At 62.9% G+C, this 14281-nt stretch carries 14 protein-coding genes; 10 read left to right on the forward strand and 4 right to left on the reverse strand.

Annotated features, from left to right (window positions below):
• Positions 1 to 16 precede the first annotated feature (16 nt).
• From ACAD63_RS34145 to pilV, 10 genes are all read left to right on the forward strand, one after another.
• Positions 17 to 520 carry a toxin co-regulated pilus biosynthesis Q family protein gene (locus tag ACAD63_RS34145; RefSeq protein WP_434034694.1) on the forward strand — a complete coding sequence of 168 codons (504 nt, stop codon included), beginning with the start codon at positions 17 to 19 and terminating at the stop codon, positions 518 to 520.
• On the forward strand, positions 520 to 2196 hold the full coding sequence (locus ACAD63_RS34150; protein ID WP_434034695.1) for a type II secretion system protein GspD: 1677 nt from the start codon (positions 520 to 522) through the stop codon (positions 2194 to 2196). The genes ACAD63_RS34145 and ACAD63_RS34150 overlap by 1 nt, the downstream gene beginning before the upstream one ends.
• A 15-nt stretch (positions 2197 to 2211) precedes the next feature.
• Positions 2212 to 2880 (forward strand): type IV pilus biogenesis protein PilP, encoded by a 669-nt coding sequence (gene pilP, locus ACAD63_RS34155; protein WP_434034696.1) that lies wholly within the window; start codon positions 2212 to 2214, stop codon positions 2878 to 2880.
• Between the two features lie 3 nt (positions 2881 to 2883).
• Complete coding sequence (gene pilO2, locus ACAD63_RS34160; RefSeq protein WP_434034697.1) at positions 2884 to 4125, forward strand: type 4b pilus protein PilO2; 1242 nt, start codon at positions 2884 to 2886, stop codon at positions 4123 to 4125.
• Between the two features lie 83 nt (positions 4126 to 4208).
• A complete protein-coding gene (locus ACAD63_RS34165; RefSeq protein WP_434034698.1) occupies positions 4209 to 5924 on the forward strand; it encodes a GspE/PulE family protein in 1716 nt (571 codons plus the stop codon).
• Positions 5921 to 6961, forward strand: a complete 1041-nt coding sequence (locus ACAD63_RS34170) for a type II secretion system F family protein (RefSeq protein ID WP_434034699.1) — start codon at positions 5921 to 5923, stop codon at positions 6959 to 6961. The genes ACAD63_RS34165 and ACAD63_RS34170 overlap by 4 nt, the downstream gene beginning before the upstream one ends.
• Positions 6962 to 6995: 34 nt before the next feature.
• Positions 6996 to 7496, forward strand: coding sequence for a type 4 pilus major pilin (locus tag ACAD63_RS34175; RefSeq protein WP_434034700.1), 501 nt, complete (start codon positions 6996 to 6998; stop codon positions 7494 to 7496).
• A 92-nt stretch (positions 7497 to 7588) separates the two neighbouring features.
• Positions 7589 to 8089 (forward strand): prepilin type IV pili, encoded by a 501-nt coding sequence (locus tag ACAD63_RS34180; protein ID WP_195428988.1) that lies wholly within the window; start codon positions 7589 to 7591, stop codon positions 8087 to 8089.
• Positions 8090 to 8125: 36 nt separating this feature from the next.
• Positions 8126 to 8605 (forward strand): hypothetical protein, encoded by a 480-nt coding sequence (locus tag ACAD63_RS34185; protein ID WP_434034701.1) that lies wholly within the window; start codon positions 8126 to 8128, stop codon positions 8603 to 8605.
• Positions 8606 to 8609: 4 nt separating this feature from the next.
• On the forward strand, positions 8610 to 9857 hold the full coding sequence (pilV, locus tag ACAD63_RS34190) for a shufflon system plasmid conjugative transfer pilus tip adhesin PilV (RefSeq protein WP_434034702.1): 1248 nt from the start codon (positions 8610 to 8612) through the stop codon (positions 9855 to 9857).
• A gap of 583 nt (positions 9858 to 10440) precedes the next feature.
• Here the strand turns inward: pilV and ACAD63_RS34195 are convergent.
• From ACAD63_RS34195 to ACAD63_RS34210, 4 genes are all read right to left on the reverse strand, one after another.
• Positions 10441 to 11463 carry a CAP domain-containing protein gene (locus tag ACAD63_RS34195; RefSeq protein WP_434034703.1) on the reverse strand — a complete coding sequence of 341 codons (1023 nt, stop codon included), beginning with the start codon at positions 11461 to 11463 and terminating at the stop codon, positions 10441 to 10443.
• Positions 11464 to 12073: 610 nt separating this feature from the next.
• On the reverse strand, positions 12074 to 12862 hold the full coding sequence (locus ACAD63_RS34200; protein WP_434034704.1) for a CAP domain-containing protein: 789 nt from the start codon (positions 12860 to 12862) through the stop codon (positions 12074 to 12076).
• Positions 12822 to 12992: a hypothetical protein gene (locus ACAD63_RS34205; RefSeq protein ID WP_434034705.1), complete on the reverse strand. Its 171-nt coding sequence runs from the start codon at positions 12990 to 12992 to the stop codon at positions 12822 to 12824. Before ACAD63_RS34205 ends, ACAD63_RS34200 begins: the two co-directional genes overlap by 41 nt.
• Positions 12993 to 13108: 116 nt before the next feature.
• The gene (locus ACAD63_RS34210; RefSeq protein WP_434034706.1) at positions 13109 to 14281 is read right to left on the reverse strand and encodes a FlhC family transcriptional regulator; all 1173 of its coding nucleotides are present in this window, start codon (positions 14279 to 14281) and stop codon (positions 13109 to 13111) included.

The raw sequence follows: 14281 nt of genomic DNA on the forward strand, positions 1-14281 counted from the left end.
AACCGAACGCATAGCTATGTGCCAATCCACCCGAACCATCCGCATTGCGGTCGCCGCAGCGTCGTTGCTGAGCGGACTGATCCTTGTGCCAGCGGCGCACGCCTCGCAACTCTCCAATGACGGCTGGCAGCACTTGCAGCCACTTCGTGCGGCCAAGGCTGCTGCCAACCCAACCATGCTGGCGGCGAATGCGCCCTCCGTGGTCGCCGCGGCACCGGCCAAGGCTAGCACGCCGGCAGTGCCGAGCGTAGCGCCGGCGGCTGGTGCCGTGTTCCGCCTTGTCAAGGGGGAGGCGCTGCAACAGCAGCTTCAGAACTGGGCGAATCGGGCTGGTTGGACGGTCGCATGGAATGTCCCGGACGGCTGGATTGTGCCCGGCGACAAGGACTATGGCAGTGACTTCGAAAGCGCCGTGAAGCGGGTGGTCGAAGAGCTCGCCAACAACGGTGCGGACGTGGTGGGCGATAGCTGGCGCGGCAATCGCACGGTGATTATCAGCCAAAACGGGATGGTGCAGTGATGATGCAATTGAAGAGGAATACGGCGCGCTACACAGCGGCGAGCGTCGCGGCTGCAACGCTGCTGTCCGGCTGCGGGGTGATGGAGACGCGCAACCTGCAAAACGCCATCGGCAACGACGCGCACGCGGCCTACGCCGATGCGCCACGCAGCCGCCCGGTGTTCCGGGTGCATGAAGGCGCATGGCTGATGGGCGAGAAGATCCGTGCCAGCAAGCCGCAGCCGGACATCTACAACAAGCATGTGGTGTTCAGGGGCACGCTTGGCTCGTTGACCGAAGCCGCAAGCTGGATCGCGCAGAGCATCGGCGTGCGTGCGACCGTCGATGCATCGGCCGTTGCATCCGCTGCGTCCGCTGTGTCCGGTACGGCCGCGACTCAGCCGGGCGCAGCGGGACGGCCGACAGGCCCGATCCCAATGGGCGGCACACCGCGCGTGGACTTGGCCACCTCGCTGGCCGGCACGTCCGCCTCTGGGCAGGGTGCTGGCATAGCGATGGCCGCGCCGTTGACCCTGAGGTACGAAGGCAGCTTCAAGGGCTTCCTGGATGCCGTCGAGGCGCATTTTGGCGTCTGGTCCCGCTACAACGATGGCACGGTCTCATTCTTCAGGACGGAAACCCGGACCTTCATGCTGCCGAGCCTCGCCGATTCATCTTCCATGAATGGCTCGATCACCACGTCGGACAGCAGTTCCGGCGGCACGGCCGGCAGCAATGGCGGCGGGTCTGGTGGAAGCGGGGCGGGACGAAGCGGACAGTCCATGACGATGTCGATCGAGATGAAGCCCTGGGAGACGCTACAGGCGACCGCCAAGGCAGTCGCCGGCGCGAGCGCCGATGTCGTCGTCGACAAGAATCTTGGCACGCTGACCGTCACCGGCGACCCCGTGCAGTGCGACCGCATCGAGCAGTTCGTCAAGAGCCTCGTGGCCATGTATGGGAAGCAGGTCGCCATCGACGTACAGGTCTACGAGGTGCGCGTCACGCGCGAGGACAACTTTGGCCTGAATCTGTCGCTTGCCTACCAAAGCTCCAGCGGTAAGCCCGACGTCTCGTTCAGTTCCGTCAGTTCGCCAACGATCTCAGGGAGTGCAACTCCCATGAATCTGGGCGCTACGATCATGAGTGGTCCTTTCGCCGGCAGCAAGGCCGTGGTGCAAGCGCTTTCGACGCTCGGCAATGTCTCGCAGGTCGTATCGCGATCTGGCGTCACGCAGAACGGCAAGGTGCTGGCCCTGCAGACCGCCACGCTGCAGGACTACGTCTCGCAATCCCAGACGACGCTGGCTGCCAACGTCGGTTCAACCAGTTCCATCCAGACTGGAACGGTGACCTATGGCTTCACCAGCAATTTCCTGCCGAAGGTCGTTGATGGCCGGATCCTGATGAACTTCGACATGACGCTGTCGGACCTGCTGCCGCTGCAGCGATTCAACTCGGGCGGCGACGCGAACCAGACCAGTGTGCAGTTGCGCACGATGCCAACCAATCGGTTCACGCAGTCGATCACCCTGAAGCCCGGCGAATCGCTGGTGCTCACCGGCCTGCGCAACCAGAAAGCGTCCACGACCAACAACGGCGTGGGTGAGCCGTGGATGGCCGCGCTCGGCGGCGGAGTCGGTGCGACCCGCGGAGATACGGTCATCGCCATCATGATCTCAGCCCGTCTGCTGTAACAGAGAGACCTTTCCATGCAGAATCGCGCATTCAATCTTCGTTGGACCCCGGCCGCGCTGGCCATCGCCGCTACCGTCGGCTTCTCGGTAAGCGGTCCTGCCAATGCGGCGTCGACGATGTCGAACCCTGTTGCAGCGGCGATCGCATCGGCGGGCGGCACCTCAGTGACATCGCAACCGGGGACTGGCCCGTCGATGCAGTCGGCGGCTGTTGCCACACCGGCTTCGAGCCCATCAGCGGCGAACACGCCCCCGGTCGAGACGTCGCAACCGGCACGCTCCACGGACGCGCCGGAACTTGCTGCATTGCAGTCCCAGCTGGCCTTGTGGAAGGCGCGTGCCGAGATCGCCAAGTTCAAGGCGGAAGTGAGGCGTGCTGAGGATTCCATGGTGGCAGCCCCCGCCGGCGTGCCATCGGGAGCCGGCTTACCGTCGATTTCGCTGGGCGGCCCAATGCCGACGGGCGGCGTCGCTGAGCGAGCACCTCGGCTCGCACCGGAAGCCCCCCGCTTGGTGTCATTGCGGGCGTTCGATGGTCACTACAACGCCGTGGTGGATGTCAGCGGGCGTACGGTTCCGGTGCAGGCTGGTGACTCGCTGGATGGTGGCTGGAAGGTCGTCAGCATTGACGACGGCGGGGTCAAGCTTGCCAATGGCAAGCGCACGCGCACCCTGAGGCCGTGAGCGATGGCTGAGATCCTGTCGTTCCCCGGACTGAAGGCTGGCTTTGCCATCGGGCTGACCTGGCAGCACGAGGAAACCCAGCCGACCAAGAGCGTCCTGCGCGCGCGGGCGCTGGAGCTTGGCCGCAATGTCCGCTGGGGCGTGGTGCATGCGAGCGCGGAAGGCGCCGTTCAGACTGGCTTCTGCGAAGCAATCGCCGGCGCAAAGCCGGCCGGGCTGAAGTCGCTCGCCGCGATTGTGGCCGGCCAGCACCGCCAGCCGTGGCGGGGACTCTTCCATTTGCAGGGCAGCCTCTACTGGTACATCGCCGTCCGGCAGGGCCACGCCGTCATTGCCGGTGGCGATCGGGTGGGCACGCTTGAGGAGCTGGCGCCGGTTCGCGAGCGGCATCGCGCCCTTGGGGATTGGACGGAAGTCGAAGGGACAGTACGGGATCTCGCGAACATGGCGCGAGCGTCAAAAGGCGTGTCACCCATGCGAGACGTCCTGACCGACCCTTGGAAGTCGACTTCCTACACGGTTGCTGCAGCGGCGTGCGTGGTGGGGCTGCTCGCGGGTGGCTGGTACTGGTACGACCGGCAGCAGGAAGCTGAGCGCGAGGCGCAGCTGATGCGCCAGCGCGCGGTCGCTGCCGCGCAGCGTGCCAATGAAGCGGCTCGGCAGCGGGCGGTACCTTGGGTTGAGGAAGCTACCCCGACCGCCTTCCTGCAGGCGTGCCGCCGTGCGTGGGATCGCCAGGCGCTCGCGGAAGACGGCTGGACGCTCTCCAACTGGCGCTGCAAAGCGGCCACGTCGACCGCTCTGACGATCGAAACGACCTGGAAGCGCGAGGGCGGCTTGGCCACTAATGCGCCGGGCACGCTTTCCGCGGACGGCAATCAGGCGTCGGCGACCGCGAACGCGCCGGCGGCATTCCTGCCTTCGTCGCGCGCAGTCAATCGGCCTGCGCAAGCGCAGCGTGCGATGTGGACGTATGCACAGGGTACCGGCGTGGGCCTGCAGCTGACGTCGCCGCCGCCGCTGCTTCCGGCCGATGGCAACACGCCGGTTGATCCGTGGCTCGCAATGACGGCCGACATTGGTTTCGGTGCACCGCCCTGGTTGGGCTTGGGCGACGGACTCGACGCCGTAGCGGGTCTGCGACTCACGGAAGTCAGCTATGAAGCGGCCGGCCAGGCGTGGAAGGGAGCCGGAAGGCTATATGCAATGCGGGACGGCGCAGTGCCGGGGAGTCATCAACAGTGATAGCGACGATCAATCGTTTGTGGCGTAGTCCACGCAGTGAGTCGGCACGAGGCACCGCATTAGCGGCGCGGGCTGAGCCCTCAGTGAAGTCCGATGCGCTCGTGTTGCCGAAGCCTCCGGAGGTGCTCGAGCCGCATATCCTCTATCCCCGCAACCTGCCCGCCACCTTCGACCGTGTTGCCTGCAACCTGAACCATATGACGGCTGATCAAGCGGCAGCGCTTCGTCAGCGCGTCGCAGAGAGCGGACTGTATGTGGAGGATGTCGCCAAGGAACTGGGCCTGACAGATGACAACGTGCAGCAAGTGCTGGCGGTGCACGGCTGCGATATCTACGTGGATGCCCGCCATTTCGGCACGCCGCGTCTTCTGACCTGGGAGGCCAAACTGCGCCGCGCTGGCGCCGCACCCCAATTGCGCAAGGTGTCGGCGCAGGAGCTTGCCGTGCTGCGTCAGCAGCGCGGATCAGGCCAGCAGCAGGACACCGACCTGCAGACCCTGACCCTCGCGCGCAGGCTGTTCGCCGATTGCGCGGTGCTGGTCGCTTCGGACATCCACATCCTGGTGCGCGAGGACCATACCGAGATCCAGGTACGCATCAAGGGCGACCTGCGTACGGTTTCGGCCTTGTCGATGCGACGCGAGGAGGGGGAGCGCTTGAACCGAGCCATATGCACCGGCCTCGCCACGGTGAAGGCGGCCACTTACAACCCGCTGGAAGTGCAGGACGCCCAGATCGCGGGCGATGCGCTGCCGGGCACTGGACTCTCCAGTGTGCGGATCGTGCGCGGACCGGCCTATCCCGTTGAGAGCGGCGGAAGCTTTCTCGTTGCGCGGCTTCAGTACCGGGAGCACTACGAAGGCGCACTGAAGGCGAATGCCATCGATGCGGCCAAGCGCCTCGATCTGCGCACGCCGAAGGCCCCGGGCGGTGAATTCAAGCTCGGCCAGATTGGCTACACACCGCTTCAGGTGGAGCTTATCTCGCAGCTGCTGCGCCGCCCCATGGGTGTGATCGTCGTGACCGGCCCGACCGGGAGCGGCAAGACCACAACCCTCTTTGAGTGTACGCGGCACCAGGCGCGGCTGTTTCCTCAAAAGCGGCTCATCACAATCGAGAATCCGACCGAGTACCCGATGGATTGGGCGATCCAGCTCACCACGGAAAGCGAGCGGTTTCCGGAGATGCTGCGCATGACCCTGCGGATGGACCCGGACGCGGTATTGCTGGGCGAAATCCGGGGCGTTGAGGAGGCGATTGCGACGCTGCAGGCAGCCGCGACCGGGCACCAGGTGCTGACGACCCTGCACGTGACCGACCCGTTCGAGACCTTCTCCCGACTGGTGATGCTGGACCATGTTCGGTTGGCGATGGCGGTGATCGCCAATCACACCCAGATCATCGGCCTGATTGCGCAGCGGATTGTGCCCCTGCTCTGTCCGCGTTGCTCGGTACCGCTCGACAGCGCCCTGGAGCCACTGCCGGACTACATGCTCAAGGCGATGCGCTCGTGGGGGGATTTGTCTGAGGTGCGCGTTCGCGGGAGCGGATGCGATCACTGCCACGGCGAAGCCATCATTGGTCAACAGGCGGTTGCTGAGGTGGTCGTGACGAGCGAGAAGCTGATGCAGGACTGCATCAGCGACGGGGTATTGGAGGCACGGCGCAATCATCGGGCCCGGGAGGGTTCGGACAAGCCCATGATCGCGCACGCCATGGATCTCGTGCTGGCCGGCCGTCTGAGCCCGGTCGACGCCGAGCGAAGTGTTGACGCGATTCCGATGCGGGAGGACCTATGAGCGGATTGTCTTGGGCCATGCGCCGGCGCCTGTATCAACAGGCATCGAGCCAACTGGAAAACGGGCTGACCCTCGCGCAAGTCATTGAGGACTTCCGGGAGCGGCAGGACAGGCGAGGGCGCAAGCGCGCCGCTGAGGCCGCGCACGAGGTCGGGCGCCAGGTGCGCGATGGCAAGACGCTGATGGCGGCTATGGGGGCGAGCCTCAGCGATCTGGAACGCAGCGTGCTGGACGCCGGGGAGAAGGCCGGGCAGTTGCCGGACGCCATGCGGCTGGTGCTGGACGTGCGCGAACTGACCACGCGCCTGCGCCAGAAGCTGCAAGCCAGCTTCTTTGCGCCCACGGTGTATCTGGTTTGCCTGTATGCCGTCCTGCTGGTGATCGGCAGCTACATCGTGCCGCAGTTCCTCGACATCCTGCCGATCGAGAAATGGACCGATTGGGCCTACGCCATGTACTGGATGGGCCAGTTGGCGGTGGGTTGGCCGGCACCGGTGATCTTCGGGAGTCTCGGCGTTTATGCCATCTGGAGCTGGTGGGCGCTGCCGCGGTGGAGCGGCGCTGGGCGGCGATTCTGCGACCAGCACGTGTTCCCGTTCACGGCGTATCGCGAAATCACCGGCTTCACCTGGGCGATGTCGTTTGTCGCGCTCTTGCGGGCCAAGGTCCCGGACATCGCCGCGCTGGAGGCTCAGATCGGCACTGCGTCGCCGTGGCTGGCCTCCCGTCTGAGGCCGATTCGCCTCGGACTGGCCGACGGCCTGGACCTGGCCGAAGCCATGCGGCAATCGGGGAACGGCTTTCCGTCGCTGGATCTGATTGATGAGATCGGCGCCTACGCGGGCTTTGACGATTTCACCGAAAAGATCACGGTTGCCGTGCGGCAGAACGCCCAAGTGATCGAGCGCCAGCTACTCGCCAAAGGGATGGCGATGTCGGCGGTCTTCACGGGCCTGATGTTCCTTGCATTTGTCGTGCTTCAGCTAGGCTCGAACTCACTCTCATCGATCCTCACGTCCTCGATGGGCCAGTTCTAACAACCACCGTATTCATACTCATTAGGAGCTTCACATGGATGGCATTCTCGGGCGCATCGTCGCTATCGTCTTGGGCCTTCTCGCACTGGCTGGGATTGCCTATGCGGGCTACAACGGCTTTCAGAGCCACAAGGCCAGCGTGGTGGCCACAAACATCTCGCAGCTGATCACGAACGCACGCGCGGGCTTCTCGCAGGGCAACAACGGATATACCAACTTCACTACGGCAAACGTCGCGTCGATGATCGCCAGCGGCATGTTCCCGTCCGACATGGTGCGCGGCACCACGCTGATCGACTCCTGGGGCAACGCCGTCACGCTGGCTTCGGCCAATAGCGGATCGCAGGGGGTGATTACCTTCGGCGGCGGCAACGCGCAGACGGCAAAGCAGTGCGTCAGCACGGCGCTTGGTCTCAAGGACTATGTGACGCTGGCGGTCGGCTCGACGACTTTCAACCAGACCAACCTGCCCGACCAGGCCACCGCCGGTGCGGCCTGCAGCGCCACGGCGACTTTCACCCTCACGTTCCAGTAAGCAAGCCAACGCAAATCACGCTTCACCATTGGTATCGCGTCCACGATGGTGAGGCGTCGGAAAGCAGGACGTGCATTGTTTGGGGAAATGACATGGATGGGATTCTCGGGCGGATCGTCGCCATCGTGCTGGGCCTGCTGGCGCTCGCTGGCATCGCCTATGCCGGCTATAACGGCTTCCAGAACCACAAGGCGAGCGTGGTGGCCACCAATATCTCGCAGCTGATCACGAATGCACGCGCCGGCTTCTCTCAGGGGAGCAACGGATACACCAACTTCACCACGGCGAACATTCCGGCAATGATTACCGGTGGGATGTTCCCCTCCGACATGGTGCGCGGCACCACGCTCCTGGATCCGTGGGGCAACGCGGTGACATTGTCCGCCGCGAGTGCTGGGTCGCAAGGCGTTATCCGATTCGGCGGCGGCAATGCCCAAACGGCGAAGCAGTGCGTCAGCACGGCCATGGGGCTCAAGGACTACGTCTCGTTGGCCGTGGGAACTACGACGTTCACGCAGGCGAACCTGCCGGATCAGGCCACTGCTGGCGCCGCCTGCAGCGCGACTGCCACCTTCACGCTGACGTTCCAGTGATCTCCAACGCTGTCGCCACTTTCTGAGGAGGAGGCTATGGGCTATCTCATCTTGCCGATCGCGGTGGTCCTGTTCAGCCTTGGCCTCGTGGCGCAAAGCTGGCAATTGTCACAAGCAGCACCGGGAGGCGGCGTGCCGGGCCGCATGGAAGCCGTCGCGACGGTGACTGCGCAGCAGGCACAGGCCTATGGGGCGGCATGCGTGTCGACCGCCGATGCAACGCCGGGGCTGGTCGGCGCGAGCTTGGTCCCGGCGCTGCCTTCAGGGATGGTGGCGCCGAATGGGGCGGGCTGCATGGCCGTAGCCAACCCGGGCGGTGGGCGTGACGTGTACGGCTACGTACGCGTTTCGTCTGGCGCCGGCGGCGCACTGCTTGGGAGCACGCAAGGCAGTCTCGCGTGGTTCCGGGTCCGTAGCCACGGTACGGCCATCAATCTCTCCACCGGCATCGCCTACAGCGTGCCTTCCACTATTCCCGTTGGAGCGCTGGTTCATTGGGTCCAGCTGAATACCTAATCGCATGGAAGCCATACTCGGATATCTCATCGCGCTGATGCTCTCGACACTGAGCTTTGCCGGCTTTGTGACGTGGGCGAAGGCGGGTGTCACGAACGTGCAGACCGCGGCCGCGGCGAGCCAGATGCTTGTGTTCGACAAGGCCGCCCTTCAGTTCGTGCAGGATGAAGCCGCGACGCTGGTCGCGCAGGCGACCCCAAGCGTGCCAGTCAACGTAACGCCGGCCATGCTGATTAGCGGCGGCTATCTGCCCGCTGGATTCTCGGCGACCAACGTGTTCGGCCAGACCTGGCTGCTTCAGGTCCTGCAACCGACGCCGAACAATCTTCAGGCGCTGGTCACGTCGCAAGGCGGGCGTGCCATCACCGACACCCGCCAACTCGTGCAGATCGCTGCGCAAGCCGGTGCCCAAGGCGGCTTCGTGCCCTACGCGGGGCAGAACGGCGATCCGACGATGGTAGCTACCCGGGCCTACGGAGCTTATGGGGCATGGCAAGTCCCGCTGGCCGGCTACACGAACCCCGGCAGCGGCCGGCTCGCATCGTTGCTCGCCTTTACCGGTGCGCAAGCCAACAACGGCTATCTCTATCGGGTGCAGGTTCCGGGCCATCCGGAACTCAATCGGATGCAGACGTCCATTGACATGGCGGGGAACGACGTCAACGGCGCAGGACGCGTCACGGCTACAACTGCATTGACCAGTGGGGGCGAGACCTACCTGACGAGTACAGGTGCGCCTGGCACCGCTTGCGGTGTCGACACGTCGACCCGAAGAAGCTCCACCGGCACTGGCCATGTGATCTGCTCGGGCGGTATCTGGCAGTCGGTTGGAACGGCGGTGGCGAACATATATGAAGGTTTGTGGTGCGGCACCAATAACCAAATCGCAACGAGTGCGACAAACCAAGGCTACATCTGCAAGGGCAACCGGTACATCGCACTCACCAATGCGCTTGGCAACATGACCATCACTCGGAAGTACGAGAACGTGACCGATGGCATGACGTTCGGGAAGGACAACTGTCCTGGCGGCACTGCATGGGCGCTTTACACGCCGAAGCAGGAAATGGTCAACATCACCGGCAATGTAATGCCGCCAATTCAGGGCACATTCTTCTCAATGAATGATTGGGGAACTGTTTGGTACGCGCAAGCCAGCGCCATTTCTCCCGCGGCATGGTACGGAGGCAACGACGTCGGCGCGCTCGGGGGCCAACTGGTAGGAACAGTCACGACCGGCTGCACTTTCTAGGACAAGCAAATCTATGAAGCGAATTCTCTTGGCTTGCGCAATTGCCACGGAGGTTACTGCTGCCAATGCGCAGTTGTACTCATTTCCCGCGCCGCCAATGACGGTAGCGGACTGCCCAACGGGTAAGGTTTGGATAATGAAGAACAATTTGCCGACTTGCGAATACCCGGCACCGCCGCCACCACCTCCACCGCCTTGCTGCGCCCCCCCACCGCCACCGGCATGTCAGTATCAAGCGAATGCCTACGGGATCCACGTCGGTGATATGGGCCAATGCACTGCTGACGGAGGCTGTGAGTCCAGAGGCTACACCATTTGGTATGGCGGTCGGGTCGTCGCTTCGGAGTCGTGGCAGTATTACATGGACTGGAGCGAACTGAACGCGCGCGCCAGTGCTGCCGTTGCGGCAGGGGGGTATCGCTATGGAGCATATATTACCGGCGGGATGAGCAACGGGAACAATATGGGATTCGGCGTGTACGAGGTTTGCCGCTAGCTGGTAAGAGCTTGACCGTCGCATGCCAAGAGGTGCAGCCAAGAAAAAAAGCCCGCGATGCGGGCCTTAAGTATTGCGGCGACTGGCTTAGAAGGCTGTGAAGCTCCAAGACTTGCTGATTGCCACACCATTGCGCGCACCGGAGAACGTTGCTGTGTGAACCCCCGGAGTGAGCGGTTGAGTCGGCAGCAGAAATGCAACTCCGTTGTACAGGTACGGATCCGAAATCGCCGAGTTGACGGAGCCTGGTTTCGCCGCGCTGGCTACGAGAATCCGGACCGGAACGGACGCGCCACCGGGACCGGTCAGCGTGAAGCTGCTAACGGTCAGCATGTCGCCTGAATTCGGGGCCGGCACTCTGAACATGATCGGATGCCCGGCGCTCGGCAGGTCAGGAGCAGGGCTCGGTTGCTCGCCGGTAGCGGTGAAAATGCCTGGGACAACTTCACTATCGACAGGCGAATAGGCAACGTTGCTACCTTGCAACTGTTGGCCGCCCCATTGAGGCAGTCCGTACCCGCTACCGTTTGCGCCTGTCACCACGCCGAAATTCAGAACGCAATACCCGTCTCTCACTGCAATACCAACGGTCTCCTGGTTACTTGTAATGCCCTGGAGATGATAAACAGTGTTCTTGAAAACTGTCACGCAGTCAGTCGAGCCACTGGCGGATTGGCTAATCCATTGATTCCTGGAAGCTCCGGCTGCAACACCTTGTTCGTAGGGATTGACGCCGGTAAAACCAGATTTACCAGCAGTCTCCTCGTGAGCGATAACGGAGTTTGCCTTCATATAGCCCAGATGGTTATCCGCGGCAATATCGAGGGCTGCATCTTGCTTCAAGGCGCCAACGCCCATTTTGATCCGGTAGTCGTTCAGGGCGTTGAAAGCCGCCAAGCGCAGGTCGCCGCTGGGGTAGCTGGCTGCCGGAGCGGAACTCGCCGGAGGCACCGACGTCGGCTCTTGCGGCGTCGTCGGCGTAGTGGGGGTAGTCGGTGGCGCTGTCGGGTTCTTGGAACCACCGTCATCACCGCCGCCACCGCCGCATGCGGCAAGAGCGAGCGTCATGGCCGTAGCCAGCACCGAGAGAGTGAATTTGGAGTTTTGCATATTGTTCTTCCTCTGACTTTTGCCGGCCGGGGATCGACCGTTACTTTTAGCTTACCGATCTATGTGCGAAGTCAAGGTGCCCGCAATCCCCGGCCGGACGTGAGAATACACGAAGGCGACCACCACCAAGACGGCGAATAAGAGCCGAATTTGACCCCCGGAAAGTGGGGTGCCTTTCCTATCGGCTCGATTTTCCGGAGTGACTTTTGTCCAGGGCGCATCACCGGGAGCGGTAGAGAGACGTTCCGCAGCTATTGCAGATATGCCATTGGTGGACCGCGATGAACGGCTGCTCGCGCCATAGGCGGATGCTTCGAGATCCGCACCGGTAGCAAGACATGCCTCGATCCGTAACGGAAGCCGGATACTTGCGCGCATACTCGCTCACCGTCGGCAGGCCTTTGCGTGTCAGCACGAATGCGAGCAAGCCAAAGTACGAGAAGACCATGCACGCGGTCGCCCATGGCCAAGGCCAGCGCCTCTCCTGCTTGGCCCACTTGAACGCGAGGTACGCGGGCAAAGCGAAAGCGATCGCAATCGTTATCCATTCCATCTTTGATCTCCTGTTGTCGCGTCTGAGCAGCCCTTCTTTCTCGGAGGGGCTGGCCTATTAGAAGGCTGTGGAGGTGGCCGTTGCAGTCTTGAAAGTCCATGAAATGCTCACCGGCTTGCCGGCCCGAGAGCCCGAGAACGAAGCCGTGTAGGTCTCGCGTTCTGCCAAGCGTGCCAGCGGTAGAAGGAAGGCCGCGTTGTTGCGTAGATACTCGTCAGCAACACCAGCAGAACCATCTGCCTTCGCGGCGGGTGACACCAAGACGCGTGCAGGCACCTCGGCGCCATTGCTGGCTACAAGCTTGAAGTTTGTTACGGACAGCACCTCCGCGAGCGCTCCGTTCGCATAGACCATCAGAGGTCGGCCTGGCGTAAGCAGGTCTGGACCGGGATTTGGTGACTCGCCGGCGAAATTGAATCCGCCTTGCACTCCGATGTCGCCATCCGCCGGGACAGTCACAATAGTTTCAGCGTCAAACTGCTGCCCGCCCCCATAGGGTACGCCGTTGGGGGTAGGGCTTGGCTGCGTGGCGGTGCTCGTGCCAAAGTCCAGAACGCAATGGTTCAGGCCTAAGGCACCTGTGCTGCTGTACCCAACGCCCATGGATTCCTGGTTGGTCAAAAGGGACTGCAGGTGATAGACGGTGTGGTACCACCGGTCGATGCAGCCGAGGCCAATCTCACTGTCATTCGGCCCCCTGGCTGCGCCCACGACTTCGGCTACCCAATGGGAATCCACGACACCGGCCTTCTGCGCGCGCAACAGTGGCGTGGCCTCGTAGAAATGCTGATATCCGGGTGTCTGGTCATGCGTGCGCCACGCTGTGGGCATTGAGATAGACGGCATGCGCCTGGGCAGCTGTGTCGAGCGCGGCGTCCTGCGCGAGCAGCCCGACACCGAACTTCTGGCGCAAGGTGTTGACGCCCTTGAAGAGCGCGAGCTGACCAGAGCCCTCGGCGTAAGTTGGATCGGCCACGTTCATCCTGAGCGCAGCCGCCGCGGTGGGGGCCGGCAACTGTGCGGGAGGTGGCGCGCTGCCGGTTGCCCATACTGGGCCCGCACAGCACGCTGCGATGAGGAAGTGCTTTCGCATTAGTTTCGACGCCCGCCACGCGAGGGGGTCAACGTCCCGCTGCAGCAGGGGCAAAGGAACGACTGTGAAAGTTCGATCCTTGCGGACGAGTTCGATGCAAGATAGGGTGTGCCGCACTTCCGGCAGGGCCAAACCGCAAGTTCCTCGCTCGTCGACATGGAGCGGCCCAGATGCAGAGAACGCTCGGCAGGGACCTTGCAATCGTCCGCAAAGAAGGCCCGGTGGACGTCTAGCATTGCGACGAAGCTTTCCGGGGTCGAGACATCACAAGCGATGGCGGACCGAAATAGCCAAATCTGGAATGTCGCCTGAACGCGGCGTTGCGCGGATTCGAGATACCACATCAGCGACGCAGGAGGCTGGCCGGATGGCGAGGACTTCCCGTGTAGCCGTTGGTAGGTCTTCCTCGCGTGCTCAATGCTGGTATTGAAGAGCGAGGCAACGCTCATGGCGCGACAGCTATGGAAAATAAACGCTTCGAACAAGGCGTCGCGCTCGAACGTCTCCAGCCGAAACTTGCCCCATACGCCGGAATGGGGCAAGCGGTCGGAGCGAAGCGGCGAAGTTTCCATCAGGTAGTGGGCAATCATCTCCCGCGAAAGTCGGCCGGTGTGAACGTCCAGCCAGAACATCTCGTCCGCAAAACGCCAATGAAAGAGCGGCATCAGACGCTCGGTCATGGCCATGTCGAATTGGTGCTGCGGAACAGAGCGCAGGTACGACGCCAGTTCGTTGGAGATGCCGATCAGCGGTGCTGCCAACACCGACATGTTCAGGAGGTCGTACACGGCATTGATGTACGAGCGGTTGGTGTGCTCGAGCGCCAGCCTGTCCACCACTGATAGGCTGTGAGGCACCATTGCCTTGAGGCGCTCCATCGTGACCGTCGGCATTCTGCCCTCAATGAACGAACGCCAGTCCTCGACAGTCGTGAGCGTCGGCGCGTAAGCAAGGAATGGCGTCCCCAATACCTTTGAGGACTGGCCCATATCGTCACGAAGCGAGCGAAGGTTTTCGCTGGAGACTCTAAAAGCGTTCTCGAGCGTCGGATGCACCGACACCGTGTTCAGCACGTAGTTGCTGATCCGGAGATTCGCGGAAAGCACGCGATCTCGCACCCAGGCCGGGATAACAAACTGCTCAAAGATGGAGCGGGTAAGCGTGGATTGCAT

This window comes from Cupriavidus sp. a3, assembly GCF_051015765.1.
GTDB lineage: Bacteria > Pseudomonadota > Gammaproteobacteria > Burkholderiales > Burkholderiaceae > Cupriavidus > Cupriavidus oxalaticus_A.

Bases quoted from the DNA above. Each gene is read 5' to 3' on its own strand.
- ACAD63_RS34175 (WP_434034700.1), top strand. From the start codon at position 6,996: ATGGATGGCATTCTCGGGCGCATCGTCGCTATCGTCTTGGGCCTTCTC.
- ACAD63_RS34195 (WP_434034703.1), bottom strand. From the start codon at position 11,463: ATGCAAAACTCCAAATTCACTCTCTCGGTGCTGGCTACGGCCATGACG.
- pilP (WP_434034696.1), top strand. From the start codon at position 2,212: ATGCAGAATCGCGCATTCAATCTTCGTTGGACCCCGGCCGCGCTGGCC.
- ACAD63_RS34180 (WP_195428988.1), top strand. From the start codon at position 7,589: ATGGATGGGATTCTCGGGCGGATCGTCGCCATCGTGCTGGGCCTGCTG.
- ACAD63_RS34185 (WP_434034701.1), top strand. From the start codon at position 8,126: ATGGGCTATCTCATCTTGCCGATCGCGGTGGTCCTGTTCAGCCTTGGC.
- ACAD63_RS34170 (WP_434034699.1), top strand. From the start codon at position 5,921: ATGAGCGGATTGTCTTGGGCCATGCGCCGGCGCCTGTATCAACAGGCA.
- ACAD63_RS34200 (WP_434034704.1), bottom strand. From the start codon at position 12,862: ATGCCGTCTATCTCAATGCCCACAGCGTGGCGCACGCATGACCAGACA.
- ACAD63_RS34210 (WP_434034706.1), bottom strand. From the start codon at position 14,281: ATGCAATCCACGCTTACCCGCTCCATCTTTGAGCAGTTTGTTATCCCG.
- pilV (WP_434034702.1), top strand. From the start codon at position 8,610: ATGGAAGCCATACTCGGATATCTCATCGCGCTGATGCTCTCGACACTG.
- ACAD63_RS34145 (WP_434034694.1), top strand. From the start codon at position 17: ATGTGCCAATCCACCCGAACCATCCGCATTGCGGTCGCCGCAGCGTCG.
- pilO2 (WP_434034697.1), top strand. From the start codon at position 2,884: ATGGCTGAGATCCTGTCGTTCCCCGGACTGAAGGCTGGCTTTGCCATC.
- ACAD63_RS34150 (WP_434034695.1), top strand. From the start codon at position 520: ATGATGCAATTGAAGAGGAATACGGCGCGCTACACAGCGGCGAGCGTC.